The sequence below is a fragment of the Rhizobium sp. 05N49 genome (assembly GCF_056396805.1).
The window spans coordinates 117,028-141,669 of the sequence record NZ_JBFTME010000013.1 but is presented as its reverse complement, the minus strand read 5'-3'; the positions used below and the strand labels follow the sequence as shown (position 1 = coordinate 141,669).

The 24,642-nt window shown below is 60.6% G+C and carries 26 protein-coding genes; 13 read left to right on the top strand and 13 right to left on the bottom strand.

The genetic code is table 11. The annotated features are described in order from the left end of the window. Positions 1-172: 172 nt before the first annotated feature. Complete coding sequence (locus AC1DF8_RS24295) at positions 173-1,540, top strand: TIGR03808 family TAT-translocated repetitive protein (RefSeq protein ID WP_478155349.1); 1,368 nt, start codon at positions 173-175, stop codon at positions 1,538-1,540. Positions 1,541-1,638: 98 nt separating this feature from the next. Next, on the top strand, positions 1,639-2,304 hold the full coding sequence (locus AC1DF8_RS24290) for a glutathione S-transferase family protein (protein WP_478155348.1): 666 nt from the start codon (positions 1,639-1,641) through the stop codon (positions 2,302-2,304). Between the two features lie 3 nt (positions 2,305-2,307). Here the strand turns inward: AC1DF8_RS24290 and AC1DF8_RS24285 are convergent, their stop codons facing one another. Continuing rightward, complete coding sequence (locus AC1DF8_RS24285; RefSeq protein WP_478155347.1) at positions 2,308-3,204, bottom strand: LysR substrate-binding domain-containing protein; 897 nt, start codon at positions 3,202-3,204, stop codon at positions 2,308-2,310. 412 nt (positions 3,205-3,616) lie between these two features. Between AC1DF8_RS24285 and AC1DF8_RS24280 the strand changes: the two genes are divergently transcribed. Beyond that, positions 3,617-3,994, top strand: coding sequence for an MmcQ/YjbR family DNA-binding protein (locus tag AC1DF8_RS24280; protein ID WP_112543023.1), 378 nt, complete (start codon positions 3,617-3,619; stop codon positions 3,992-3,994). Here the strand turns inward: AC1DF8_RS24280 and AC1DF8_RS24275 are convergent. Continuing rightward, the gene (locus tag AC1DF8_RS24275) at positions 3,964-4,584 is read right to left on the bottom strand and encodes a glutathione S-transferase family protein (protein ID WP_478155346.1); all 621 of its coding nucleotides are present in this window, start codon (positions 4,582-4,584) and stop codon (positions 3,964-3,966) included. The two genes, AC1DF8_RS24280 and AC1DF8_RS24275, sit on opposite strands and share 31 nt — an antisense overlap. A gap of 103 nt (positions 4,585-4,687) precedes the next feature. Beyond that, complete coding sequence (locus AC1DF8_RS24270; protein WP_478155345.1) at positions 4,688-5,044, bottom strand: DUF4406 domain-containing protein; 357 nt, start codon at positions 5,042-5,044, stop codon at positions 4,688-4,690. 123 nt (positions 5,045-5,167) lie between these two features. Between AC1DF8_RS24270 and AC1DF8_RS24265 the strand changes: the two genes are divergently transcribed. Continuing rightward, positions 5,168-5,923: a DeoR/GlpR family DNA-binding transcription regulator gene (locus AC1DF8_RS24265; RefSeq protein WP_113014975.1), complete on the top strand. Its 756-nt coding sequence runs from the start codon at positions 5,168-5,170 to the stop codon at positions 5,921-5,923. On the opposite strand, the gene AC1DF8_RS24260 is transcribed toward AC1DF8_RS24265, so the two are convergent. Both AC1DF8_RS24260 and AC1DF8_RS24255 read right to left on the bottom strand, forming a co-directional pair. After that, positions 5,898-6,719, bottom strand: coding sequence for a hypothetical protein (locus AC1DF8_RS24260; protein WP_478155344.1), 822 nt, complete (start codon positions 6,717-6,719; stop codon positions 5,898-5,900). The two genes, AC1DF8_RS24265 and AC1DF8_RS24260, sit on opposite strands and share 26 nt — an antisense overlap. A gap of 66 nt (positions 6,720-6,785) precedes the next feature. After that, positions 6,786-7,790, bottom strand: a complete 1,005-nt coding sequence (locus AC1DF8_RS24255; RefSeq protein WP_478155343.1) for an asparaginase — start codon at positions 7,788-7,790, stop codon at positions 6,786-6,788. A 199-nt stretch (positions 7,791-7,989) separates the two neighbouring features. Here AC1DF8_RS24255 and AC1DF8_RS24250 point away from each other — a divergent pair, with 199 nt between their 5' ends. Further along, complete coding sequence (locus AC1DF8_RS24250; protein ID WP_478155342.1) at positions 7,990-9,201, top strand: MFS transporter; 1,212 nt, start codon at positions 7,990-7,992, stop codon at positions 9,199-9,201. Between the two features lies 1 nt (position 9,202). On the opposite strand, the gene AC1DF8_RS24245 is transcribed toward AC1DF8_RS24250, so the two are convergent. Then, a complete protein-coding gene (locus AC1DF8_RS24245) occupies positions 9,203-9,826 on the bottom strand; it encodes a helix-turn-helix transcriptional regulator (protein ID WP_112543017.1) in 624 nt (207 codons plus the stop codon). Positions 9,827-9,926: 100 nt separating this feature from the next. On the opposite strand from AC1DF8_RS24245, the gene AC1DF8_RS24240 reads away from it, so the two are divergent. Then, positions 9,927-11,384 (top strand): MFS transporter, encoded by a 1,458-nt coding sequence (locus tag AC1DF8_RS24240; RefSeq protein WP_478155341.1) that lies wholly within the window; start codon positions 9,927-9,929, stop codon positions 11,382-11,384. A gap of 61 nt (positions 11,385-11,445) precedes the next feature. Here the strand turns inward: AC1DF8_RS24240 and AC1DF8_RS24235 are convergent, their stop codons facing one another. The 4 genes from AC1DF8_RS24235 to AC1DF8_RS24220 form a co-directional block, all read right to left on the bottom strand. Next, entirely contained in the window at positions 11,446-12,444 is a 999-nt protein-coding gene (locus AC1DF8_RS24235; RefSeq protein ID WP_478155340.1) for an NAD(P)H-quinone oxidoreductase, read from the bottom strand. A 77-nt stretch (positions 12,445-12,521) separates the two neighbouring features. Beyond that, the gene (locus AC1DF8_RS24230) at positions 12,522-14,327 is read right to left on the bottom strand and encodes a GGDEF domain-containing protein (RefSeq protein ID WP_210295343.1); all 1,806 of its coding nucleotides are present in this window, start codon (positions 14,325-14,327) and stop codon (positions 12,522-12,524) included. 154 nt (positions 14,328-14,481) lie between these two features. After that, positions 14,482-14,724, bottom strand: a complete 243-nt coding sequence (locus tag AC1DF8_RS24225; protein ID WP_112543014.1) for a ribbon-helix-helix domain-containing protein — start codon at positions 14,722-14,724, stop codon at positions 14,482-14,484. Positions 14,725-14,936: 212 nt separating this feature from the next. Then, entirely contained in the window at positions 14,937-15,485 is a 549-nt protein-coding gene (locus AC1DF8_RS24220) for an HdeD family acid-resistance protein (protein WP_112543013.1), read from the bottom strand. A gap of 140 nt (positions 15,486-15,625) precedes the next feature. On the opposite strand from AC1DF8_RS24220, the gene betI reads away from it, so the two are divergent. The 5 genes from betI (at position 15,626) to AC1DF8_RS24195 (ending at position 21,095) form a co-directional block, all read left to right on the top strand. After that, on the top strand, positions 15,626-16,249 hold the full coding sequence (gene betI, locus AC1DF8_RS24215) for a transcriptional regulator BetI (RefSeq protein ID WP_112543012.1): 624 nt from the start codon (positions 15,626-15,628) through the stop codon (positions 16,247-16,249). After that, entirely contained in the window at positions 16,246-17,709 is a 1,464-nt protein-coding gene (gene betB, locus AC1DF8_RS24210) for a betaine-aldehyde dehydrogenase (RefSeq protein WP_478155339.1), read from the top strand. The genes betI and betB overlap by 4 nt, the downstream gene beginning before the upstream one ends. 52 nt (positions 17,710-17,761) lie before the next feature. Continuing rightward, positions 17,762-19,414, top strand: a complete 1,653-nt coding sequence (gene betA / locus AC1DF8_RS24205; RefSeq protein ID WP_478155338.1) for a choline dehydrogenase — start codon at positions 17,762-17,764, stop codon at positions 19,412-19,414. A gap of 93 nt (positions 19,415-19,507) precedes the next feature. Beyond that, positions 19,508-20,401: a sigma-70 family RNA polymerase sigma factor gene (locus AC1DF8_RS24200; protein ID WP_478155337.1), complete on the top strand. Its 894-nt coding sequence runs from the start codon at positions 19,508-19,510 to the stop codon at positions 20,399-20,401. 88 nt (positions 20,402-20,489) lie between these two features. Then, the gene (locus AC1DF8_RS24195; RefSeq protein ID WP_478155336.1) at positions 20,490-21,095 is read left to right on the top strand and encodes a flavodoxin family protein; all 606 of its coding nucleotides are present in this window, start codon (positions 20,490-20,492) and stop codon (positions 21,093-21,095) included. Between the two features lie 5 nt (positions 21,096-21,100). Here the strand turns inward: AC1DF8_RS24195 and AC1DF8_RS24190 are convergent, their stop codons facing one another. The 3 genes from AC1DF8_RS24190 to AC1DF8_RS24180 form a co-directional block, all read right to left on the bottom strand. Beyond that, on the bottom strand, positions 21,101-21,571 hold the full coding sequence (locus tag AC1DF8_RS24190) for a DUF6644 family protein (protein ID WP_113014983.1): 471 nt from the start codon (positions 21,569-21,571) through the stop codon (positions 21,101-21,103). 9 nt (positions 21,572-21,580) lie between these two features. Further along, positions 21,581-21,967 (bottom strand): DUF6152 family protein, encoded by a 387-nt coding sequence (locus AC1DF8_RS24185; protein ID WP_113014984.1) that lies wholly within the window; start codon positions 21,965-21,967, stop codon positions 21,581-21,583. 93 nt (positions 21,968-22,060) lie between these two features. Then, positions 22,061-22,507 carry an RrF2 family transcriptional regulator gene (locus tag AC1DF8_RS24180; RefSeq protein ID WP_478155335.1) on the bottom strand — a complete coding sequence of 149 codons (447 nt, stop codon included), beginning with the start codon at positions 22,505-22,507 and terminating at the stop codon, positions 22,061-22,063. A gap of 419 nt (positions 22,508-22,926) precedes the next feature. On the opposite strand from AC1DF8_RS24180, the gene AC1DF8_RS24175 reads away from it, so the two are divergent. Beyond that, positions 22,927-23,670 carry a phosphoadenylyl-sulfate reductase gene (locus tag AC1DF8_RS24175; RefSeq protein WP_112543005.1) on the top strand — a complete coding sequence of 248 codons (744 nt, stop codon included), beginning with the start codon at positions 22,927-22,929 and terminating at the stop codon, positions 23,668-23,670. Positions 23,671-23,687: 17 nt separating this feature from the next. Further along, positions 23,688-24,641 (top strand): sulfate adenylyltransferase subunit CysD, encoded by a 954-nt coding sequence (gene cysD, locus AC1DF8_RS24170; RefSeq protein ID WP_112543004.1) that lies wholly within the window; start codon positions 23,688-23,690, stop codon positions 24,639-24,641. The last annotated feature ends 1 nt before the right edge of the window (position 24,642 follow it).

Sequence of the window (24,642 nt, the reverse complement as noted above, 5' to 3'; positions counted from 1 at the left end):
ACCGCTTTCCAAAATAGCGAGCATTTCCTTCAGGTTGTTTAAATGGAAAGGTGAACAAGACGACAATATCCGGGAGGTTGCGTTTCTTACTCGACCGACGGTTATTCTTCTTTTGCGGATATGCATCAAAAGAGGACATTTCTACTGGCATGTTTCCTGCGTGGGCACCGATATGAAGAAAGATTTCAGCAAAATCTCCCGACGAGATCTGCTTGGCATGCTGGCCGCCTCCGCGGCAGCCATGACTGCGGCTCCCGTTGGTGCGGAGCAACCCGACCTGCGTGGCTCGATCGATACGGTCCGGTATCGCGCCGTTCCCGAGAGCGGCGACAGGAAGAACCGTAACCTGCAGCAGATGATCGAGCAGGCGGCTCGCGAGAACGCACCGGTCTTCCTGCCGCCGGGCACCTACCGGATCTCCAACCTGACCTTGCCGGACAATACGCGCATCAGTGGCGTGCCCGGTGCGACGCGGATCGTCTATACCGGCGAAGGCCATCTCTTCGCAGCCGAAAATGTCGGCCGCATCGAGCTTTCCAACCTCGTGATCGACGGATCGAACCGCTTGCTTGCGGACTATGCCGGCGGGCTCGTCCAGTTCACCGGTGTCGGTGAGGTCCTGATCGACAATTGCCAGATCATCGGCAGCCGCAAGCACGCGCTGCAGCTCGAGCGCTGCGGCGGGCGGATCGAGCGCAGCACGGTTTCCGGCGCCGGACAGTCCGGCATCTATGCTGTGGAATCTTCGGGACTTGAAATATCGGGCAATACGGTTTCGGATTGCGGCAATGGCGGCATTCTGGTGCACCGCTGGAAGAAGGCCGAGGATGGCACGGTCGTGTCCGGCAACCGCGTTTTCAATATCCGCGCCAATGATGGCGGCACCGGCGAGAACGGCAACGGCATCAATATTTTCCGCGCCGATGGCGTAACGGTGACGAACAATCAGATCTCCGACTGCGCCTTCACTGCGGTTCGCGCCAATTCCGGCTCCAACATCCTGATCAGCAACAACCAATGCCGCCGCTCCGGCGAGACGGCGATCTACGTGGAGTTCGAATTCGTCGGCGCGGTCGTCTCCGGCAATGTGATCGACGGGGCGGCAAACGGCATATCGATTGCCAATTTCGACCAGGGCGGCCGGCTGGCAAGTGTGACGGGCAATGTCATCCGCAACCTGACGCTCAAGGGGCCTTACAAGCACGAGGTCGGCTTCGGCATCGGTATTGCGGCGGAGGCCGATACGCTGGTGTCTGGCAATGTCATCGAGGATGCACCGCGCTGGGGGCTGCAGATCGGCTGGGGGCCTTATCTGCGCAATGTCGTGGTCAACGGCAATGTCGTGCGCAAGTCGCCGGTCGGCTGCGCGGTCTCGGTCGCGGAGGGCGCCGGTTCGGCCGTGATCACCGACAATATCTTCCAGGAGATGGGCAAGGGCGCCGTGATGGGATTCGAGTGGGAGAAGCAGGTTTCTGACGAGCTTGCTGACAATAACTCCCGCTATAAGCAGCTGACCGTCGAGCGAAACCGGATTTCCTGAGTGCTATCAAAAGCTTTCATCGACATATCATCCGCGGATGCTTTCTTCACGATCGCGCTGGCTTTAGGGTCGGCGCACCAAAGAAGAGGGACATTTCCATGCTAACGATTTATGGGGTTTACCGCTCGCGTTCGGCCCGCGTTTACTGGATGGCCGAGGAACTCGGGATCGAATTCGAGTCCGTGCCGGTGTTGCAGGCCAAACGGCTTGCCAATCCGCTCTCGCCGGACGCGCCTATCAATACTCTGTCGCCGAAGTTCCTTGCGCTCAATCCGATGGCATTGATCCCCGCCCTCAAGGACGGCGATCTCGTGCTGAACGAGTCTTTGGCGATCAACCTCTATCTTGCGCGCAAGTATGGCGGCGAGCTCGGCGGCAATACCGTCGAGGAAGACGGTTTGATGACGATGTGGACGGTCTGGGCGGTTTCCGAACTCGATGGCAATACGGGCAAGATCGTCTCGACCTATGATGACGGCAGGGAAAACACCGAGGCAGGACGCGCGGTGGTCGATGTCGCGTGCCGTACCATGAAGCGGCCGCTCTCGGTTCTCGAAAAGCATCTCGACGGCAAGGACTGGATCGTCGGCGGACGCTTCACGGTTGTCGATCTCAACATCGCGGAAGTGCTGCGCTATGCCCAGAGCGAAACCGCGCTCTTCGAGGCACATCCGAATATCAACGCCTGGATCAAGCGCTGCCAGTCGCGTCCGGCCTATCTGGAGATGCAGCGCAAGCGCTCACTGGAGCCGATCGAGATTTGAGGATCAGCCGAAGATCGCGGCAGTTTCAGCCATTTGCTCGCGAATCCAGGCCTTGAAGTCGCGCACCTTCTTCGGCTCGCGGCTGCCTTCGGCTGTTACGAAATAATAGCCGTCGCCGGTATTGGCGCGGATGCCGAAGGGTGCGACCAGCCGGCCCTCCTGCAGGGAAAAGCCCGCAAGCGTCTGCCAGGCAAGCATCACGCTCTGCCCGGCAATCGCCGCATCGAGGCAAAGCGAGGCATCGTTGAAGCTGTGGCGTACTGCGGGCGGGGCGCCGGATAGGCCGGCCGCCTGCATCCAGACATCCCATGTGAACATGGCATGGGCATCGATGACGGCCGGGAGCTTCAGGATATCGGCCGGCCTCTTGAGTTTCGCGGCCATTTGCGGAGAACAGACAGGAAAGACCTGCTGATCCAGAAGGTGCTCGATCCTCACGCCGGGCCATTGACCCTTGCCGACGCGGATCGCGACATCGATATCGGAGGCGGCCGGATTGATGAGCCTCGTCGTCGCATCGAGGCGCAGGTTGATTTCCGGGTGGCGCTCCATGAACCGGTCGAGGCGGCAGACCAGCCAACGGGCGGCGAGAACCGGCGCGACCGAGATGGTCAGGATGCATTCGTCCTTTCGCTGCGCCATCGAGACGGCTTCCGAAATACGGAGGAAGCCCTCGTTCAGGGCGGCAAGGACAGGTGCGCCTGCTTCCGTTACCAGCATGCCCTTCGGCGTGCGCTCGAAGAGCAGTCGGCCAAGCTGGGCTTCGGCCTTGATGACTTGCTGGCTGACAGCGCCAACGGAAACGCCAAGTTCATCTGCGGCCGCCTGAAGCGAGCCAAGCCGACCGACGGCTTCCAGTGCGCGAAGGCCATTGAGATGCACAGAGCTGAGATTTCTCATATAGTTTTCCTATAGCAGGAAACCGGTAATCTCAATTGAAAAGCAAGCGTTCGCGGCTGATATTGCGATCATTGGACGCCGATCTTCATTCCATGACTAGATTGGACGCGCGGCCAACTGAAATCCATTGCGCCAAAAGCCGAGCTGCGCCCTCAGAAAGCGAGAGCAAGATGTCGTTGCTGAAGTTTTTCTTGAACCAATCCAACCCTGTCTCCAGGGTTCCGCAAAGCGAACATGACAGGGGTGACGATCTTCTCGATCACCCGGATATCGCCTCGATGTCGCCGCGGGAGCTTGCCGACCTGCCGCTGCCGGTCCCCGCGCCCGGACGCCCCCCTGCAACGACAACTAGAGAAATGCGCCTGAACATATGATAGAATCTGCCCGGGGACGATTCAGGGCGGACATTACGATGGAAAGCATAGCGAGCATTCTGGCGCGATTGAAGCGGTTGACAAAGGAGGCTGGCCTTTCCGGCATCGAGGAAAGCACGTCTTATGGCAACCTGGCGCTGAAGGTCGGGGGCAAAAGCTTCGTCGCGGTCAAGAACGACGAAACGGTGGTGATCTCGATCCCGATCGACCACAAGGAACATCTATTGACGATGGCGCCAGACATCTACTTTCAGACGAACCACTATGTCGGCTGGCCGCACCTGCCCGTGCGGATCGCCGCCATCGGCGACGATGAACTCAAGCAACGGCTGATTGACGCCTGGACGTACCGGGCGCCGAAGAAGCTCATATCTGCGTACCGTGCTCAGGCCTTTTCGCGTGCCAGCGCGCGCTGAACAGCAGGGCGTTCCAGCATGCGGGCATAATGCGCGCTGATCCCCGGGAAACGCGCGGGATCCACGCCATCGGACGGCAGCCAGCCGGTCATGACGAAAAGATAGGGGTCGGCGACCGTATAACTGTCACCCATCACCCATGGCCCCCTGAACAGGGCGGCCTCGATAAGCTCAAAGCTTTCACCCATGGTCTGCGGCACCTTGGCCTTCATCGATTCCAGCGCAGCTTCGTCATCAGCCCAGCGGGATCCGCGCGGGCGGTGGGCGTGGTTCACATGCACGGTGGAAGAGATATATCCGTTGAAAGCTTGCAGCCGGGCAAACTCGAACGGATCGTCTAGCGGGGCGAGTTTCGCAGTCGGCGCCGTCTGGGCGATGTAGGCGAGGATCGCCGTCGACTCCGTCAATACGCCACGGTCGGTGGCGAGTGCCGGAACGCGGCCCTTCGGATTGATCTTCAGAAATGCTTCCGAGCGCTGCTCGTTCTCCCGCGTATTGACCTTCTTCGTATCGAAGGAAAGGCCGGATTCTTCCAGGGCAATAAGGCTTGCGAGAGCGCAGGTACCCGGTGCGAAATAGAGTGTGTGCATAGTGAGACTCCCCTTTCGGGGAGCCTTATAGCGCGAGTTTCAGGACCGGCGAAAGACGCCGGGGCGCTTTCTCTTCCCCCTCTCGGGAAGAAGAGGCAGGGCCTCAAGCGCAACCCGGCACGTCCTCCAGCCGATACCAGACGGGAATGCCGCGCTCGGTGGCGATGCGGACGTCATTATCGGCACCCTTGGAGTCGCCCGGCAGGCGCAGAACGCCCTCGCAAAGCTGCAGCAGCCTGCCTGCGACCGGATGGAAGATTTCCTCGTAGAGATCGTCACCCACCGACTTGCCGCCGGCGGCGCTCCACACCGGCAATGCCACCCATTCGCCGATCATGGGCACATGGCCAGCCTTGAAGAGCGCGTGCGACGGCTCCTCGAGGCGCTTGAGATTGGCAGCCATCTTCGTCGGGTCATCGCCCGTTCCGGACCTGTAAGGCCCGGCAATCAAAATCAACATGATCTACTCCATCAAGTCCCGGCCTCATGCACGGGATTTCGCGAAAATGCACGATATTTCTTGAATGTCGAGTCAATTCGTGCATATTCACGATACTCCGTAAATTTTCGTGCAAGAACATTCATGCTGACCAGCCAACGCAAGACCCTCATTCTCGACATCCTGCGCCGCGACGGGCAGGTCATCGCCAAGCGCGTGGCGGAGGATTTCGAGCTTTCGGAAGACACGATCCGCCGCGACCTCCGCGAAATGGCGGCGGAAGGGCTATTGAAGCGCGTGCATGGCGGCGCCTTGCCCATTGCCCCCGACCTGCCAGACTTCACGGCCCGCCGCGACGTCGCTTCCGACGTCAAGGCGCGGCTCGGCGCGAGGGCGGCGCAGATGGTGAAGGCCGGACAGATGGTATTTCTCGACGGCGGCACGACGACGGCAGAAGTTGCCCGTCACCTGCCGCGCGACATCGCCTTCACGATCGCCACCCACAGCCCGACGATCGCCGCCGAGTTGGAGCATCACCCGACGGCCGAGGTGATCCTCTGCGGCGGCAGGCTCTACAAGCATTCCATGGTGGCGACAGGCGCGGTCGCAATGGCTGCAATCTCCGCTCTGCGGCCGGATCTCTTCTTCCTCGGCGTGACGGCCGTCCATCCCGTGCACGGATTTTCGACCGGGGATTTCGAGGAGGCGGCCATCAAGCGGCATATCGCCCGGTGTTCGGCGGAGACGCATGTGCTGCTGACGGCGGAGAAATTCGATCTCGTTTCACCCTGCACAGTGCTTGCCGCAGGCGAAGTGGCGGGGCTGATCGTGCCCGCAGAAATGCCTAGGGAAAGGCTTCAGCCCTACGCCGAACTCAATGTCGCAATTGCCTCAGCTTGACCCGCTTTCGGCGCAGCGGAGGAACAAGGCCCGGCGGCAGCAGGCTGAGGACAAGCGCGGCGATGAAAACCATAAGCACGAAGACACCAGGCAGGACATTGCCGAACCCAAGCGTCAGTACCTCGTGGAAGCGTGGCTGGACATTGGCAATGATGGCCGCGAGCGCCGGCATGCCTAGAAGCTTAGCCACCATCGATGAAAGCCAGTTCATTTCAGCAACAGCGGCGAGAACGCCATAGAAGGCCGCGGCGTAGACAATGCCGCGTAGGACAGTCGAGGCGCCGAGGGGCTTGGTGCCATCATCCTCGAAGGGAATGGCAAGATAGGCAAGCAAGGAGGCGAGAAACAGGAAAGCCAACGGAAGCGCTTCAGATATCGCGGCCCATTGCAGGCGTTCGCCGGTCGCGACGAACAACAGGAAGGGCATGGAGGCCACAAACCACAGGGTTACCGGCAGCCCCCAAAGCCGCAGCAGCGAAAGATAGCTCAGCCGCAGCAGCGCAGCGCCAAACAGAATCCCGATCGCAATCCACACGCCTGCAGTTTTCAGCGTACCGGCCATGAACTGCACCACCGGCATGCAGGAGCCGGCCATTTCCACACAATTGGAGAGCTGGACCGCAAGCCAGGTGAAGTAATCGAAGCAGAGCGTAAAGAACATCAGGAGGGTGATGCCAGTCAGCATCCACCACAAATAGCGGCCTGCGAACATGTTCTGCCCTCGCAGATCAGGAGGAACCGTATTCATGCGCTCCGTCGCGGCGAAGACACGGCTGACCGCCGGACGTGCCTCCATTTATATTAGGTAATTCTTATTTTTTTATAACTTATATATTTAACAATGCAGCGATCGGGGCAGCGATCAGGCAAAGGCATCTGTCACCCTGACATCACCGACATGGATGCCGTTCCAGTTGCGCATCGATTTATTTGCCATAGCGCTCAGCGCGGCATGTTCCTTGCCGCCCTTCTCGAAGTAGCGTGCAAGCGTCGCGGCAACCATGGCCTCGGCAGCGCGCGTGGTGCCGTCATCACACTTCAATGCGATTGCAATTCCCTGTTCCGGGATAGCCGCGCAGAAGACACCTTCCGCGCCCGTCTTGCAAAAGATCCGTCCGGGGGCGATCTGCATCAGTTCGGTGCAGGCACGGCCGGTGCCGGCCACATAGAAGGGCTCGGCCATGCAGGCTTCGATGAGCCGGCGGGAAGCTTTCGCGCGTTCGGGGCCGAGGCCATGACCCGTCGCCATCTTCGCAAAGCCATGAGCAAGTGCTTTCAGCGGCACGGCATAGGTCGGAATGGAGCAGCCGTCGGTGCCGCAGACATCATGACCGAGTGTGGCGCCCGTCAGGTCCCCCATGGCGTCTCGGATCTGCTGCTGCAGCGGATGATCGTAGCTGACATAACCCTTGCTATCGATATCCTGATGGCAGCAGACGCAGATGAAACCGGAATGCTTGCCGGAGCAATTGTTATGAAGCGCCGTCGGCTTCTCCAGCGTGCGCGCCTGATGGATCAGCGTCTTCTGGTCCGAGGACCAATGCGCGCCGCATTCCAGCGCCCCCACGTCACGGCCGGCACGCGAGAGCATGGAGGCGGCAAGGGCCACATGTTCATCCTCGCCGCTATGCGAGGAACAGGCGAGCGCCAACTCCCTGTTGCCGAAGCCATAGGCATCCGCCGCGCCGCTTTCGAGCAGCGGCAGGGCCTGCATGGCCTTGCAGGCCGAGCGCGGGAAGACACTTGCTTCGATATCGCCACGCGAAAAGGCGACACGGCCATCGCCATCCACGACCGCAACAGAACCGCTGTGACGGCTTTCGACAAGGAGGCCCCTGGTGACTTCGACGAGGACGGGATTGGGCATGAGCAAGGATCCGGATGTGGGTAAAGAGACTGCAGGAGGCATAGCCCCTCCATCTCTGAAAGCCAATGGAATTTGCGCCCGATGACGGCGGATCACAGCATCTAAACAGCGATCACACGAAGTGACCGGCGGTGCGTCAAACTATCGTTTTCCGTGTGGACGCTATGGGGCTAAAGGTGGGGTATCAGGACTCGTTTTCATGCCATCCTCATTCTCTTCCATCATCCGCGACAGCCGCATCCGCATTCCAACCGTCACCCTGGTGGCGCTCGCCTTCACCTATGCGTCGACCGTTCCCTACCAGTCGATTATCGGCATCAGCGAACTCGGCATGAGTGACGGCGCCTATTCGGCGCTGGTCTTCTTTGCTGCCATCGTCAATGTCTCGATCAGCCTGACGCTCGGCATATGGTCGGACAGGCTGACGGAAAGGCGACCGCTGGTGCTTGTGCTTTCCATTGCCGGTATGATCGGCTTCGGATCGATCGCGCTCATCCATAGTCCCGCTGTCTTCATCTTCTCGGTGCTGTTCCTCGTGCCGATGAGCAATTCCACCTATTCGCTGCTCTTTGCCAGCGTGCGGGCGCGCACCAACCAGCTGGTCCGCAGTGAAGCGGTCGCCATCACCTCGACAGTGCGCGCACTCTATTCGGGGTCCTGGGCGGTGGCGCCGGGGCTGGTCGGACTCGCGCTGGTCACTTCGCCATCGATGACGCCGGCTTATGGCGTGGCGGCGGTGGCAAGCCTCATCTGCTTCTGTCTCTATTTTTTCTTTGCGCCCGGCAATGGCCCGGTACGCGAGACGATCCCCAACCAGCCGGGCTTCTTCGCTTCACTGAAGCGGGTCTTCGCGCCCGATGTTTTCATCCGTGTTTTCGTCATGTCGCTGCTTCTCGGCCTGCAGCGGCTGAGCGGCATGGTTTCGCCGCTCATCGTCGTGCACAAGATCGGCGGCAGCGTCGTCGATGTCGGCTTTCTCTCGGGCCTGACGGCTTTTCTCGAAATGCCCTTCATGATGATGTGGGGGCTTGTACAGCGACGTTTCCGCACTGTGCATGTATTGGCTTTCGGCTCGGTGCTCTACTGCCTCTATCTGGTGCTGCTCGGCTTTGCCACCGCACCCTGGCAGCTCTATGCGCTGCTCGGTCTCAATGCCTGTGGGGCTGCTGCCATCCTCAGCCTGCCGATCACCTATCTGCAGGACCTCATCGCCGACCGGCCGGGTCTCGGCAGTTCGCTCATCTCGCTCAACACCTTTATCGGCATTGGCGTTGCCGCAGGTCTTTTCGCGCTCGGAACAGCGGTAACGGATTATTCCGGTACGGCCTTTGTCGGGGCGGCGACAGGCATCGCCACCATCGTGATCCTGCTCTATCTGGAAAGCGGCAGCGGCGTGCGCCAGCCTGCCTAAGTCATCGCGGTGTGATGCGATAGGCGCAGCGTCGTGCCCCAAGCAGGATGTGTTCGCTGCGCTCGACCCTGGCCGAAAGCACGCTGCGGAAAGTATCGAGTTCGGAACGGCAAAAACCGGCGCAGGCGGTTGCCGCCGCGCAGATCGGACAATGGTTCTCGACCAGCATCAATGATCCATCCTCCTCCTGCCAGCTATCGGCCATATAGCCCTCGCGGCTGCGGATGGCGGCCAGCCCCTCCACGCGGGCAGCAAGATCCGGCTTGTCTGCGAGTTCGTCGCGATAGCGCTGCAGCGTTTCGTTTTCGCGCGCAGTTATGACGGCATCGAGTGCTGCGGGGCCAAGTTGCTGAACCACCGTTGTCAGCAACGTCGCCGTCAGCTCGGCGTGGCCGTCAGGGAAATGACTGTTACCTTCCGCTGTCAGATGCCAGAGCTGGCTCGGACGCCCCCTGCCCCTGGCGGCGACGCTGACGGGCTCCACCAGCCCCTCCTCCGCCATCTTCGCAAGCTGCTGGCGAGCGGCTTCGCCGGAAATACCGAGCGCATTGCCGAGCGCGGCAGCAAGCTGCGGCCCTTCTGTCTTCAACAGGATCAGGATACGATTGACAGGGGACTGGCGCATATTTTCCAAGTTATCTCTTGTTTTAATCCGGTGCTCATGCAATTTTCCAATTCATAACTTGGAAAATAATCACGGGTCAGGAAAAACGCAAGGATTCATCATGTCCGAGACCGCCTTGGAACCGTCAGGCTCGACCACTTCCGTCTTCCAGCTGTTTTCTCCCACGCTTCTGCCGGCGACGCTGATGCTTGGCGGCGGTATGACAATCTCTGCCGTGGAAAGCTATATTACAGCAACGATCGCGCCGAGCATCGTGCGCGATGTCGGCGGGCTGGAGCTGTTTTCACTGGTCACGACGCTATATATCGCCGCCACCATATTGGGCGCGATCTTCATGGCCATGCGGCCAAGGACTATCGGGCTGCGCAGCGTCTATGTCATCGCGGCTGTGATCTTCGGCGTCGGCAGCCTGCTTTGTGCGGCTGCACCTTCAATGCCGGTCGTGCTGATCGGCCGGACGGTGCAGGGTTTCGGCACCGGCGCACTCGCCGCCCTTTGTTACGCCTTCATCCGCTTTGTCTATCCAGAGCCGCTCTGGCCCAAGGCGTCCACGCTCTATGCGGCGATCTGGGGTATTTCGACCGTCATTGGCCCGACGCTCGGCGGCTTCTTTGCGCATGGCAGCGCCTGGCGCTACGCCTTCGCCGTGCTTGTCCCGCTCGGCGTATTGATGGCGGTGCTGGCGCCGCGGCTCCTGCCGCAGGCCAAGGATGACCGGGAACACACAAAAATGCCGGTCGCGCAGATCTGCCTGCTGCTTGCAGCGGTGCTGCTGGTCTGCACCGCTGGCACAACCGAGATGGCGACGGCCAAGATTGGGCTGATCGCCGTTTCGATCGTCGCCGTCGGCGTCATGCTCATCATGGAACGCAGGGGGAAAAACCGGTTGCTGCCCCTGGGCGCGGTGACACTGAGCCAGCCGATATCGCGGGTTTATCTGACGATGCTCGGCCTCAACTTCGTTCTCGTCAGCGATATCTTCATTCCCTATTTCCTGCAGGTTCTGCACGGTGTAACGCCGCTGATTTCGGGCTATCTGGTGGCTCTCGTCGCGCTCGGCTGGACGGTGGCGGCCTTTTTCAGCGGCTCCTTCTCCGGCAGGAAAGCCAACGCCGCGATCATTGCGGGCTGTTCGACCGAAGCCGCAGCGACAGCCATGCTCGCCGTCTTCCTTGCCCGCGAGAACCCTGAGGCGCGCCTCATCGTCCTCGCACCGGCGGCCATCGCCATGTTCATGATGGGTTTTGGTGTCGGCCTCGGCTGGGCACATCTCGTCGCCAAGGTGCTGAAGCTGGTAGCCGACAGCGAGCAGGACAAGGCTTCAGCCGCCATCCCGACCATAAGCTCGCTCGGCAGTGCTTTCGGCGCGGCCTTCGCCGGTGTCATTGCGAACGGCACCGGACTGGTTGAGCCGGGCGGCATTGCGGGTGCATTGTCTGCGGCGAGCTGGCTCTATCTCATCATGGCATTGCCCGGGCTGATTGCGACAGGCGCAGCGCTGTCGCTCACAGCATCGAACCGAAAATCGGAATCGATCTTCGGAAAGCCCGATGCATAGATTCAAAGAGTTAGAGCGTGTCGCGATCGCAAAACCGCTATACACTTTTGTGCGACACGCTTCAGCCGAGTTTCAGCATGATCTTGCCGATGTGGTTGCTGCTCTCCATCAGCCGATGAGCGGCTGCTACATCCTCGAATGCAAAGGTCTCGTAGATGACGGGTGCGACCGTGCCGGCTTCCAGAAGCGGCCAGACCTCGGAGAGAAGATCGTCGCGGATTGCCCGCTTCTCCTCCGCCGTGCGCGGGCGCATGGTGGAGCCTGTCACAGTCAGGCGCTTGACCATGATCGGCGCCAGATTGACCTTTTCGGCAACCGCGCCCTGCAGGAAGGCGATGATGGAGAGGCAGCCGTCCTTGGCCAGCGAGGCGATGTTCTTCTCGAAATAGGCCGCGCCAATCATATCGAGGACGATATCGACGCCATGGCCGGTTTCTTCCCTGATGACGGCGGCGAAATCTTCCTGCCTGTAGTTGATGGCGCGCCTGGCGCCAAGCCTCTCGCAGGCCTCACACTTTTCCTTCGAGCCGGCGGTCGCATAGACCTCGGCACCGAAAGCCTTGGCGAGCTGAATCGCGGTCGTGCCGATGCCGCTGGAACCGCCATGGATCAGCACTTTCTCGCCTTCCGTCAGGCCGGCCATCTGAAAAAGGTTTGCCCAGACGGTAAAGAAGGTCTCGGGAAGGGCCGCTGCCTTCACCGCATCGAACCCTCTCGGGAAGGGCAGAGCCTGACCGGCCGGCAGAAGGCAATACTCGGCATAAGCGCCGCCATTGGCGAGGCCGCAGACCTTTTCGCCCAGCGAATAACCCGTCACGCCAGGCCCGATCGCGACCACCTCCCCCGCAAGTTCGAGGCCGAGAATGGGGCTTGCATCTTTCGGCGGCGGATAGCTGCCCTGGCGCTGCGAAATATCGGGCCGGTTAATGCCGACCGCTTCGGTGCGGACAAGGATCTGACCTTCCGACGGCGCCGGCACAGGTCCATCCGCAATGACCATCGCCTCCGGACCACCGAACGAGGGCACATCGACAAAACGCATACGCGACGGCAACGACATGACCGGCTCTCCCTATTCCTAGGCAATGGAGATAAATCAGGGTCCGTAGCTTGGGAAGGCCGGAAGTGGCAGAGGCGTCAATTCGCCTCGCCTAACGTATGGAATACGAGGCCTTCGTCGCTCTCCTTGGCGCTCGACTTCACTTGGGCGATCTCGGCGCTGACCCGATTGATGTCGTCGATAACCAGACCCTCGGACAGTTCCAGTACACCGATCGAGCAGCGCATCAGTGGGAACAAGGCTTCCGCACCGGCACGGTCGTGCCCGCGGATGCGGCCGGCGGCGCGGTCCTCATCCGAATAGAGATCGAGCACGTCATCATGGAAGTCGCTGATGAGACGATCGAGGATTTCCGTCAGTTCCTCCTTCGTCCAGCCGACGACGCCGATGAAGAAGTCATCGCCGCCGACATGGCCGAGGAAATGGCGCTCGGCGAAGAAGTAGCGGCGCATCAGCGCGGCAAAGAGCGAGATCGCATGGTCACCGAGGTGGAAGCCGTAGGCATCATTGAAGGGCTTGAAGTTGTCGAAGTCGCAATAGCAGAAGTGGCGCACTTCATCGCCGTCGCGTCCGGAATGGCGCATGAAGTCGCGGATGGCGCGGTTGCCCGGCAGGCCGGTCAGCGGGTTCTGATCCTGCGCCGTTTTCAGTTGCTTCTCGTTGATGACCTTGATGAGCGAGGCGGCGGAAACGACACCGGCATAACGCATATTGTCGGTGAGGATCAGGCAGTTGCTGCCTTCCATATTGGCGAAGATCGCCATCAGCTGATCGGCGTCGCTGTCGAGGCCGACAATCGGCGCGCGCTCGACGAAATGCGATATGGCGCGCTCGTAGACCTTGTTCTTCAGAAGATCGCGGCCGAAGGGCTGGTAGATATATTCCTTCAGGTGGTGCTCGTGGATGATGCCGCGCGGCTCACCATTGGCATTCAGGACCGGGAAATAGGCCTGGCGGGGATTGCGGCGGAAGAGCTCGAAGACCGTATCGATGGCGTCGCTCTCGTAGACGGTCGGCAGCATTTCGATCTGCTTGCGGATGAGGATTTCGTCGAGCGACTGGCTGGTGCCCTTGTTCTTGCCGAGTTCCTGCAGATGCGGGAAGGCCGGCACCAGTTCCGAGAGATGCGTGGAAGGGCGGGAGATGAACCAGCCCTGCACGAGATCGACGCCATAATCTCGGCAGACGATGAATTCGGCTTCCGTCTCGATACCCTCGGCGATCACGCGCGTGCCGAGGACATGAGCCATATTGACGATACTCTTCAGCAGGTGCCGCTTGCGCGGGCTGCGATCGATATCGGCGACGAAGTGGCGGTCGATCTTCAGGTAATCGACGGAATAGTCGCAGAGCAGTTTCATTTCGCCGTGACCGACACCGAAATCGTCGATCGCCAGTTTGAAACCAGCCTTGCGCAGGCGCGAGACGAGCTCGGCGAATTCAGGCACGCTGGTATTGTCGAAGCGCTCTGAGAATTCGAAGCAGACGGAGGACGGGGGGATATTGGCCGTTTTCAACTGCAGAAGCAGGCTCTCGAGAAGGCGATTGCCAAGCGGGATCAGGCGGACATCGAGATTGAGAAACAGCGTCGCGGTTGCGAAGTTCGACAGCGTGGCAAATTTGGCGAGCGCTCGGCTGGCCACCATTTGCTCGAGCTGCAGAAGCTGTCCGTTCTCATGGGCTTCATCCAGGATTTCGATCGGCGTCTCGAAACCGATACGCTCCTGCCCGCGCATGAGGGATTCATAACCGAAAACCGTGCCGGTACCGGCTTCGACAATCGGCTGAAACGCATTTTCAATGACGAGTTTGGCGAGGGTGACGATCTGATCGCTGGCGTAACGACGCACGACACCCGGTTTGACGCTGGCAGCCAAAGACATGCCAATCTCCACTGTGACCTTTTCTTTTTCGGCCGGACAATGGAGCAGAAGGGTCAACGAACCCTTTCGTCAGTGTGAAACTTTCATGACCGCGCAAACGCTTATGCACGCTGCGCGCTTATTAGATTTTTTGATCTTACAATCAACGGCTTGACTAGGCCGAACGGCGATGCTCGGCTTCGTGATCGGCGAACATATCGGCGACGCATCTGCCGCTGCCGGGTGCGCTTTCGTCAGCTAGGACTTCGCTGCTGTATTCGCCCAGTTTGCGGGCGGCATCCCACAGTCGCAGTGCCTCGCGCACGACTTCGCTGCTCGATGCATATCCACCTTGATCGACAGCATCGCGGATGCCGGCTGCCTGGAGCGGTGAGATGGAAACGGTGACCATCGGCATGGAATTCTCCTCCCATTCTATTTCGGCAGAGACTGCCTCGGGGGTCCATTTTCGGCTTCTCAAGGCGACAAGCGCCAATGCCGAAGTGCCTGAGCACAGGAGGCGGCTCTTCTGCGAAGCCGATCTCCAGCGGGGAACATTAGTCCCCCGTCATGACCTTGTCAAAAAAGAAACGGCCGGATCGAACCATCAGCCCGCCTCTCTCCAAAGTTTCAAGAGCGGATACCTAGGCCGAAGGCGAGCATTGTCCAGCCCTGAACGATGAGATCGATCGCCAGGAAGAGGCCAAGGATCCAGAGGCTGTTGACAGGCCAGCCAAGCGCGATCACGAAGCCTGCGAGAGCAGTGATGAGGCCGCTCGCAACAATCCAGGCCCAGCCCTTGAGGGGCCGCATGCGGATGCCGACGAAGAGCCGGAAGACACCGGCAATGAGCAGCGCGATGGCCAGAAACAGGGTCAAGGCGGCAGATGTGAGGATGGGATTGATGAAGGCACAGATGCCGGCGAGCACATAGAGCACGCCGCTCAACGCCCAGAAGAGCACATGATCCCAACCACGCACCTGGAAGGCATGGACGAGATAGATGACACCGCCTGCCAGCATCAGCATGCCGACATAAAAGACCGAAGCGACGGTCGCCATCAGCAGGTTGCTGACAGCGATGAGACCGCAAATGAGAAGCAGCACGCCGAGACCGGCGAACCAGGCCCACTTCGACCGCAGCGGGGATGCGGACATTCCGTCATAAATATTGGCCATTTGCGCACCTCCTGATTGCCGGAGATATGCTGCAACAATTTTGCACGGAAAGAGCTGAGCGAGATCAATCTGGCGAAAGATTTTTATTGATTGATCCGTCAATCAAAAATACGTTGCTTATATTCTCGGGAGAAATTGGCTTGCCGAAGGTTGGAATGGAACCGGTGCGCCGCAAGGCGCTTGTGGATGCGGCACTGCGAGTGATCGGCGATCACGGCTCGCTCACCGTCACCATGTCTGATATCGCCCGGCGGGCCGGCGTCTCGCCGGCGCTTGCACATCATTATTTCGGCAGCAAGGAGCAATTGCTGATCGAGACGGTTCGCTTCCTTCTACGCCAGTTGCGCAACGATGCGGTGACGGCGCTGAGAGAAGCAGCGACACCGCGCGAAAAGGTCTCAGCCATTATCCGCGTCAGCTTCCAGGCCGACCAGTTTGCGCCGCAGACGATCGCCGCCTGGCTTGCTTTCTATGCCGAGGCCCAGCGATCCGAGGAGACACGGCGTTTCCTCGTCATCTATGCCCGGCGCCTCCGCTCCAACCTGCTGGCACCGCTGAGGTCGCTCTGCGCTGCCGATGCCGCAGAACGCATCGCCGAAGGCGCGGCCGCGATGATCGACGGGCTCTATATTCGGCAAAGTCTGAAATCGGCGCCGATCGGCATTACAGCCTCGATCGCCCTGACTGAGGATTATGTCACGACACAACTCGCCCGTATCGGGGGCATGAACCAAGCAACATCAAGCCAGGGACCAGCGACATGAAAGCCCAGCCGAAAGCATCGCACTTCATCGACGGGGAATATGTCGAGGATGAAGGCGGCACCGTCATCGAAAGCATCTATCCAGCAACCGGCGAAGTGATCGCCCGGCTCCATGCCGCAACACCCGCCATCGTCGAAAAGGCGGTTGCGGCCGCCAAGCGCGCACAGCCGGAATGGGCGGCGCTGAGCCCGATGGCGCGTGGGCGCATCCTGAAGCGCGCGGCCGAGATCATGCGCGAGCGCAATCGCGAACTTTCGGAGCTGGAAACACTCGATACCGGCAAGCCGATACAGGAAACGATCGTTGCCGACCCGACCTCGGGCGCCGATGCCTTCGAATTCTTCGGCGGCGTGGCACCCGCCGGCCTGAATGGCTCGCATATCCCGCTCGGCCAGGATTTTGCCTATACGAAACGCGTGCCGCTCGGCGTCTGCGTCGGCATCGGTGCCTGGAACTATCCGCAGCAGATCGCCTGCTGGAAAGGTGCGCCGGCACTGGTCGCCGGCAATGCCATGGTCTTCAAGCCATCGGAAACCACGCCGCTCGGTGCGCTCAAGATCGCCGAGATCCTGCATGAGGCCGGCCTGCCGAAGGGCCTTTACAACGTCATCCAGGGAGACAGGGACACCGGACCGCTGCTCGTCAACCACCCTGATGTCGCCAAGGTGTCGCTGACGGGCTCGGTACCAACAGGGCGCAAGGTGGCTGCTGCGGCGGCGGGGCAGCTCAAGCATGTGACGATGGAACTTGGCGGCAAGTCGCCGCTGATCGTCTTCGACGACGCCGATCTAGACAGCGCCGTCGGCGGAGCAATGCTCGGCAATTTTTATTCGACGGGCCAGGTCTGCTCCAACGGCACGCGCGTCTTCGTTCAGAAGAAGATCAAGGGCGAGTTCCTGAAGCGATTGAAGACGCGGACCGAGGTAATCCTCATCGGCGACCCCATGGACGAAGCCACCCAGCTCGGCCCGATGGTGTCCTGGGCGCAGCGCGAAAAGGTGTTGTCTTATATCGAAAAGGGCAAGGCCGAGGGCGCAACGCTGGTGACCGGCGGCGGCATTCCCAATCACGTGACCGGCGAAGGCTACTATGTGCAGCCAACTGTCTTTGCCGATGTGACCGATGGCATGACGATTGCCCGCGAAGAAATCTTCGGCCCAGTCATGTGCGTTCTCGATTTCGACGACGAGGCGGAGGTGATCAAGCGCGCCAACACGACGGAATTCGGCCTTTCCGGCGGCGTCTTCACTGCCGATCTGACCCGCGCGCACCGCGTCGTCGACCAGCTGGAAGCCGGCACGCTCTGGATCAATACCTACAATCTCTGCCCGGTGGAAATTCCGTTCGGGGGCTCGAAGCAATCGGGCTTCGGCCGCGAGAATTCGCTGGCTGCACTCGAACACTATAGCGAGCTGAAGACGGTTTATGTCGGCATGGGGCCAGTCGTCTCACCCTACTGAGCCCATCCAAAATCGACGCATCCGTTGCACACGACAATCCAAAGGGAACAGCATGCAACAGGCAGATTTCGTCATCGTCGGCTCCGGCTCGGCAGGCTCGGCGCTTGCCTACCGGCTTTCGGAAGACGGCAAGAACACGGTCATCGTCATCGAGGCTGGCGGCTCGGATTTCGGGCCGTTCATCCAGATGCCGGCGGCCCTTGCCTGGCCGATGAGCATGAAGCGCTATAATTGGGGTTATCTTTCCGAGCCCGAGCCGAACCTCAACAACCGGCGCATTACAGCCCCGCGCGGCAAGGTGATCGGCGGCTCCTCCTCCATCAACGGCATGGTCTATGTGCGCGGCCATGCGGAAGACTACAACCGATGGGAAGAGCTCGGCGCCAACGGCTGGGCCTATGCGGATGTGCTGCCCTATTTCAAGCGCATGGAGCATTCGCACGGCGGAGAAGAAGGCTGGCGCGGCACGGACGGGCCGCTGCATGTGCAGCGCGGCGTGCTGAAGAATCCACTGTTTCACGCCTTCATTGATGCCGGCAAACAGGCTGGTTTCGAGACGACCGAGGATTATAACGGCTCGAAGCAGGAAGGCTTCGGGCTGATGGAACAGACCATCCATCGCGGCCGGCGCTGGTCGGCGGCAAGCGCCTATCTGAAGCCGGCGCTGAAGCGGCCGAACGTTGAACTCGTCAAGGGTTTTGCGCGCAGGATCATCATCGAGAACGGCCGGGCGACAGGTGTGGAGATCGAACGCGGCGGCGCAGTCGAGATCGTCAAGGCCAATCGCGAGGTGATCGTCTCAGCTTCCGCCTTCAACTCTCCGAAGCTGTTGATGCTGTCAGGCATCGGGCCAGGTGGCCATCTGCAGGACATAGGCATCGAGGTAAAGGTCGACCGGCCGGGCGTCGGCGCCAATCTGCAGGACCATATGGAATTCTATTTCCAGCAGATCTCGACGAAGCCGGTTTCGCTCTATTCCTGGCTGCCGTGGTTCTGGCAGGGTGTCGCCGGCGCGCAATGGCTGCTTTCCAAGGGTGGCCTCGGCGCTTCCAACCAGTTCGAAGCCTGCGCCTTCCTGCGTTCCGCACCGGGGCTGAAGCAGCCGGATATCCAGTATCATTTCCTGCCGGTCGCCATCAGCTATGACGGCAAGGCGGCTGCCAATACGCACGGCTTCCAGGTGCATGTCGGCTACAATCTTTCCAAGTCACGGGGCAATGTCACGCTGCGCTCGGCCGATCCGAAGGCGGACCCGGTGCTGCGCTTCAATTACATGAGCCATGCCGAAGACTGGGAGAAATTCCGCCACTGCGTGCGCCTCACCCGCGAAATCTTCGGCCAGAAGGCCTTCGACCACTATCGCGGCCCGGAAATCCAGCCGGGCGAGAAGGTCCAGACGGATGATGAGATCGACGCGTTCCTGCGCGAACACCTTGAAAGCGCCTATCACCCCTGCGGCACCTGCCGGATGGGCGCGAAGAACGATCCGATGGCGGTGGTCGATCCCGATACGCGGGTCATCGGCGTCGACGGCCTGCGCGTCGCAGACAGCTCGATCTTCCCGCATGTCACCTATGGCAATCTGAATGGTCCATCGATCATGACGGGCGAGAAGGCCGCAGACCATATTCTCGGCAAACAGCTGATAGCCCGGTCCAATCAGGAACCGTGGATCAATCCACGTGCGGCGGTGAGCGACCGTTAAGGCTGCACAAAAAACTGGACAGCGTGTCACAAATCGCTGCCTCATCTCGTCCAGCCTTCTCGAATGGACAAGATGAAGGAAATGGCGACGGCAATGGCGAAGCTGGATCAGATGACAGCGGCAGAGGGAGATCCGATAACCGCTTTCAATCCGCTGCGCCCGCGGCTGATGCGGGTTGCCTATCGCATGCTGGGATCAGTCGCAGAGGCGGAAGACATCGTGCAGGAGGCTTTCCTGCGCTGGCTCGATGCCGATCGCAGCGCTGTCCGCGAGCCGGCCGCCTTCCTGCATCGGGTCGTGACGCGCCTTTGCCTCGATCAGCTGAAATCGGCCCGGCGGCGGCGTGAGACCTATATCGGCCCGTGGCTGCCGGAGCCTATCGTGGTCGCGGCCGAGGAGGAAGTCGACGACGTTACGCTGCCGCTGATGCTGGCGCTGGAACGGCTCTCGCCGCTCGAGCGCGCGGTCTTCGTGCTGCATGATGTCTTTGGAGTCGGTTTCGAAGAGATCGCAGCGACGATTGGGCGCAAACCGGCGGCCTGCCGCCAGCTTGCCAGCCGGGCACGGGCCAATGTCCGGAGCGCACGGCCGCGTTATGCCCTGCCGCCCGAGCACGGAATGCAGATCGCCTCTGCGTTCTTCACGGCATCGCGCAGCGGCAATATCCAGGAATTGCAGGCGCTGCTTGCCGAGGATGCAACCGTCTATACGGACGGTGGCGGCAAGGCAGTGGCGCCGCGGAAGCCGATCATGGGTCGCGACAAGGTGACAAGGCTTTTTGTCGCGCTGGCGCCGATCTTCACCGCGCATATGTCGCGCATGCTTCACTACGGCTTGATCAACGGATTGCCGGGCTTTGTCAGCATCGAAGAAGACGGCTGGCTGCAGACTACAGCCCTTCAGATCGAGGGTGAGAGGATCACCGCGATCTATGTGACACGCAATCCCGAGAAGCTCGCGCATCTGGAACAGAACGCCCTGCACTAGGCGCATCACGCTCACAATCTGCCCGTTTCACCATCCGCAGTCGACTGCGGAGGCAGGCACCCGTTTTCACATCGGAGGAGATCGACCCATGACAGAGACACGTATCGCCATCGTCTATCACAGCGGCTACGGCCACACCGCGCGCCAGGCAGAAGCGGTAAAGGCGGGCATCGACCGGGTCGCCGCTGTCAGCGGTCTGCTGCTGACCGTGGAGGAAGCGCCGAACCGTTGGGACGATCTTGCCGCAGCGGAGGCGATCATCTTCGGTGCGCCGACCTATGTCGCCGGACCCTCTGCCGCTTTCAAGGCCTTTCAGGAGGCAAGTTCGCACGCGGTCATGGCGGCCGGGTATCGCTGGAAGGACAAGATCGCCGCCGGTTTCACCAATTCGGGTTCGCAGGCGGGCGACAAGCTCGCCACCCTGATGCAGATCGCGCTGTTTGCCGCCCAACACGGCATGCATTGGATCAATCTCGACTTGCCGCCAGCCAACAATTCCTCCTTCGGCTCCAAGGAGGAGCTCAATCGGCTGGGCTTCTGGCTCGGCGCAGCCGCGCAATCGAATGTCGACGAAGGCGCTGACATCGTGCCGCCCGAAGCGGACCTCGCAACCGCCCGCCATCTCGGCCAGCGGGTCGCCGAAGCAACGTTGCAATTCGTGCGTGGACGCGGCTGGGCAACATCAGGCCGGTAATTGGCTCAGAGAAAACCGATCCACCTTCCGGCTATGACGGCCGCGATCCATATGATCGCCGAGAGAGTTGCGGAGAACCGCACAACGGGGCGGATAATGCCGATCGTGACTGCGGTTCGCCAAGCCCGCCCGGCATGTACTGCCAGCACATTCAGAATGCCGAAAGCGATCAGCCCGAGCTTGGCAAGAAAGGCAGGATTGGCGGCATATTCGATCGGACGAACGCTAAAGAGACAGAAGCCGGTGAGCAGCGCCAGGGCGAGGCCGACGCCGGCCGAGCGGGACAGGAATGGGGCAACGACCTCCACAGGCACCTTGCCAAAGAAACCGGCGAGCCTCAGATCAAGCGGCAGGATGGCGCCGACCAGGAGGCCGATCGCCAGGATATGGGCGGCATTGACGAACATATAGAGCGTTGCGGAGCGGCGAAGCTCGACCGCAAGCGTGGTGGCAGCCAGCCATTCGAGAAGCTCCATGACGAGGCGTCAGTTCGTCTGGATGCGTTCCGGATAGATATCGTAGCGCTTTTCACCGACAGTGATGCGCACCGCCTTCATCCGCTTCTCGGTGCGGTCCTGTGAGCGGTTTCCGAGCGCTGTGACCTGATCGCCGGGCTTTGCGACACCTTCAACGAAGCCCGCGCGCTCCGTCTGGCGCGGATTGCCGAGCTCGACGCGCCAGACGCCGTCGTCAACGGTTGCGACATCGAGCGTCGGGTGCGGCCCGCCCATGGAAATCTGCTTGATGGTGCCGCGAAGCTCGATCTGATCGGCTTCCGCCCACGACCAGCCGTGATGGGCCGCGGCACCGGTTGCGACTGTCGCCGACAGCAGGACGGCCGCCAGCGCTCTCTTTGTCGAAAGTGCAAACATCATATTTCTCCCTACCCGAATGCACGGGCAGGTGGAGCATGTCAGGCAGATGGAAAGGTCACTCACCGAATCTTGAAGGCCGGTGAGAGGAGATCAGGCAAGCAGCCGGGTGACTTCGGCGCCGCGCTTGGTACCGACGGCATCGGCGATCGTCGTGGAGAACAGCACCTTGCGTGTGGCATCCGCCACCTTGGCGAAGACCTGGCGAATTTGGCAGGTCTGCTCGCCTTCGCAATCATCGCACTTGCGGTAAGCGGTGATCGACAGGCAGGGCAGCGGGGCGATCGGGCCGTCGATGATGCGCAGGATCTCGCCGAAGGTGATGCTGTGGGCTGGCTTCAACAGCAGGTACCCGCCCTGCTTGCCGCGGCGGCTGACGACGATACCGTGGTGTTTGAGGTCGAGCAGGATCTGTTCGAGAAACTTCTTCGGGATCTTTTGCTGCACAGCAATGTCGGAAATCATGACCGGTTCGTCGGCCGCAGCTTCCGCCAGAACCGTGAGCGCCCGCAGCGCATATTTTGCCTTTTGCGTAATCATCTCGGACCGTCGACACACACAGGGCGGTGTCGAATCCGACATCGCGAAAAAAGCTAATTGCCTCTATTGCACGGCCAGCATGAACGGAATTTGAACGCGCTGGAAAAAGCCTTGAGAGACAAGTATTTTGGCCCTGTTTTTCACCCTCGGCCAACAGCTGGTAATCTATTACAAAAGAGGGCAATTTTCATCATCCGTGCCATCAATTCAGATTTCCAATTGACAGGCGCCGTGTAACACTACTATTTCTATAGACATTAAGTTCGAGGTGCGATTTCTGCGCCTGCGGCTGCTTTTCTGCATTGCGGCAGGATGGGAGAGATATTTGCTCCGCTAAGCAGTCCTTTCGAAATCCCTTTTTCTGTCCGATCCATCTTTGAGCTGCGATACTCCGGCCAATATCAAGGACAGGATCCCCCATGACTGTTATCAATCCGATCGAAGAAGCCGAGGCTTTGGCTGACAAGCTTTCGGGTCTCGACCTTGCCGGCCGGCTTTCGTTCGTCGCCGGCCTTGGCGGGCGTGTGGTCTTCACCACCTCGCTCGGCATCGAGGACCAGGTCATATCAGCCGAGATCGGCACGCATCGCCTGCCGATCGACGTCGTGACGCTGCAGACAGGCCGGCTTTTTCCCGAAACGCTTGCGCTGATCGACGAGACCGAGAGCCAGTACGACATCCACATAACCCGCTACGAACCGGAGCAGGCAGATATCGACGCCTATGCGGCGAAATACGGCATGAACGGTTTCTACGAGAGCGTTGAAGCCAGGCATGCCTGTTGTGGCGTGCGCAAGCTGAAGCCGCTTGCGCGGGCGCTGGCAGGCGCCACAATCTGGATCACCGGCCTGCGCCGCGGCCAGTCGGCCAACCGCGCCGAGACGCCGTTTGCCGAGTATGACGCCGAGCGTCATCTGCTGAAGGTCAACCCGCTCGCCGACTGGGACATCGAGAAGATCAAGTCCTTCGTCGCCGATAACAGCGTGCCGGTAAACCCGCTGCATGCCCGCGGCTACCCCTCGATCGGCTGCGAGCCCTGCACCCGCGCCATCAAGCCCGGCGAGCCCGAACGTGCCGGCCGCTGGTGGTGGGAGCAGGACGAAAAGCGCGAATGCGGTCTGCATGTCGCCGAAGAGGCCGCCGCGATCGCCGTGCAGCAATAAGAAGTCTGGAGTATTTTATGCCCGATACCCGTCAGGATACGGAACTCACCAATCCGCAGAGCGCCAAGCCGCCGCTCGACCCGCATCTGAAGGCGCTGGAAAACGAAGCGATCCACATCTTCCGCGAAGTCGCCGCCGAATTCGAGCGTCCGGTGATGCTCTATTCGATCGGCAAGGATTCCTCCGTGCTGCTGCATCTGGCACGCAAGGCCTTCTATCCCGGCCGCGTGCCCTTCCCGCTGCTGCATGTAAATACCGGCTGGAAGTTCGCGGAAATGATTACCTTTCGCGACGAGATTGTGAAGAAATACGATCTCGACCTGATTGAACATATCAATCCGCGCGGCAAGGCTGAAAACATCACGCCGTTTACCTACGGCTCTGCCCGCTACACCGACATCATGAAGACGGAAGCGCTGCGCAATGCGCTTGATGCCGGCCAGTTCGACGCGGCCTTCGGCGGCGCGCGGCGCGACGAGGAAGCGTCCCGCGCCAAGGAACGCATCTATTCCTTCCGCACGCCCGACCACCGCTGGGATCCGCGCAACCAACGCCCGGAGCTCTGGAACGTGTATAACGGCCAGATCCGCAAGGGAGAGAGCGTTCGCGTGTTCCCGCTGTCGAACTGGACCGAAGTCGATATCTGGCGTTATATCCAGGCCGAGGAAATCCCGATCGTACCGCTCTATTTTGCCGCCAAGCGCCCTTATGTCGAGCGCGACGGCATGATGATTGCGGCATCCGATCCGCGCCTGGAACTGCTGCCCGGCGAAACGAAGCAGGAAGATTTCATCCGTTTCCGCACGCTCGGCTGCTTCCCGCTGACCGGCGCGATCCGCTCGACGGCCACCACCCTTGAAGACATTATCGCGGAGCTGGAGATCGCCACGGTTTCCGAGCGCCAGGGCCGCGCCATCGACCGCGACCAGTCCGGCTCCATGGAAAAGAAGAAGCGTGAAGGATATTTCTGAG

Coding starts and splice junctions, on each gene's coding strand:
- AC1DF8_RS24295 (WP_478155349.1), top strand. CDS start 173: ATGAAGAAAGATTTCAGCAAAATCTCCCGACGAGATCTGCTTGGCATG.
- AC1DF8_RS24290 (WP_478155348.1), top strand. CDS start 1,639: ATGCTAACGATTTATGGGGTTTACCGCTCGCGTTCGGCCCGCGTTTAC.
- AC1DF8_RS24285 (WP_478155347.1), bottom strand. CDS start 3,204: ATGAGAAATCTCAGCTCTGTGCATCTCAATGGCCTTCGCGCACTGGAA.
- AC1DF8_RS24280 (WP_112543023.1), top strand. CDS start 3,617: ATGGAAAGCATAGCGAGCATTCTGGCGCGATTGAAGCGGTTGACAAAG.
- AC1DF8_RS24275 (WP_478155346.1), bottom strand. CDS start 4,584: ATGCACACACTCTATTTCGCACCGGGTACCTGCGCTCTCGCAAGCCTT.
- AC1DF8_RS24270 (WP_478155345.1), bottom strand. CDS start 5,044: ATGTTGATTTTGATTGCCGGGCCTTACAGGTCCGGAACGGGCGATGAC.
- AC1DF8_RS24265 (WP_113014975.1), top strand. CDS start 5,168: ATGCTGACCAGCCAACGCAAGACCCTCATTCTCGACATCCTGCGCCGC.
- AC1DF8_RS24260 (WP_478155344.1), bottom strand. CDS start 6,719: ATGGAGGCACGTCCGGCGGTCAGCCGTGTCTTCGCCGCGACGGAGCGC.
- AC1DF8_RS24255 (WP_478155343.1), bottom strand. CDS start 7,790: ATGCCCAATCCCGTCCTCGTCGAAGTCACCAGGGGCCTCCTTGTCGAA.
- AC1DF8_RS24250 (WP_478155342.1), top strand. CDS start 7,990: ATGCCATCCTCATTCTCTTCCATCATCCGCGACAGCCGCATCCGCATT.
- AC1DF8_RS24245 (WP_112543017.1), bottom strand. CDS start 9,826: ATGCGCCAGTCCCCTGTCAATCGTATCCTGATCCTGTTGAAGACAGAA.
- AC1DF8_RS24240 (WP_478155341.1), top strand. CDS start 9,927: ATGTCCGAGACCGCCTTGGAACCGTCAGGCTCGACCACTTCCGTCTTC.
- AC1DF8_RS24235 (WP_478155340.1), bottom strand. CDS start 12,444: ATGTCGTTGCCGTCGCGTATGCGTTTTGTCGATGTGCCCTCGTTCGGT.
- AC1DF8_RS24230 (WP_210295343.1), bottom strand. CDS start 14,327: ATGTCTTTGGCTGCCAGCGTCAAACCGGGTGTCGTGCGTCGTTACGCC.
- AC1DF8_RS24225 (WP_112543014.1), bottom strand. CDS start 14,724: ATGCCGATGGTCACCGTTTCCATCTCACCGCTCCAGGCAGCCGGCATC.
- AC1DF8_RS24220 (WP_112543013.1), bottom strand. CDS start 15,485: ATGGCCAATATTTATGACGGAATGTCCGCATCCCCGCTGCGGTCGAAG.
- betB (WP_478155339.1), top strand. CDS start 16,246: ATGAAAGCCCAGCCGAAAGCATCGCACTTCATCGACGGGGAATATGTC.
- betA (WP_478155338.1), top strand. CDS start 17,762: ATGCAACAGGCAGATTTCGTCATCGTCGGCTCCGGCTCGGCAGGCTCG.
- AC1DF8_RS24200 (WP_478155337.1), top strand. CDS start 19,508: ATGGCGAAGCTGGATCAGATGACAGCGGCAGAGGGAGATCCGATAACC.
- AC1DF8_RS24195 (WP_478155336.1), top strand. CDS start 20,490: ATGACAGAGACACGTATCGCCATCGTCTATCACAGCGGCTACGGCCAC.
- AC1DF8_RS24190 (WP_113014983.1), bottom strand. CDS start 21,571: ATGGAGCTTCTCGAATGGCTGGCTGCCACCACGCTTGCGGTCGAGCTT.
- AC1DF8_RS24185 (WP_113014984.1), bottom strand. CDS start 21,967: ATGTTTGCACTTTCGACAAAGAGAGCGCTGGCGGCCGTCCTGCTGTCG.
- AC1DF8_RS24180 (WP_478155335.1), bottom strand. CDS start 22,507: ATGATTACGCAAAAGGCAAAATATGCGCTGCGGGCGCTCACGGTTCTG.
- AC1DF8_RS24175 (WP_112543005.1), top strand. CDS start 22,927: ATGACTGTTATCAATCCGATCGAAGAAGCCGAGGCTTTGGCTGACAAG.
- cysD (WP_112543004.1), top strand. CDS start 23,688: ATGCCCGATACCCGTCAGGATACGGAACTCACCAATCCGCAGAGCGCC.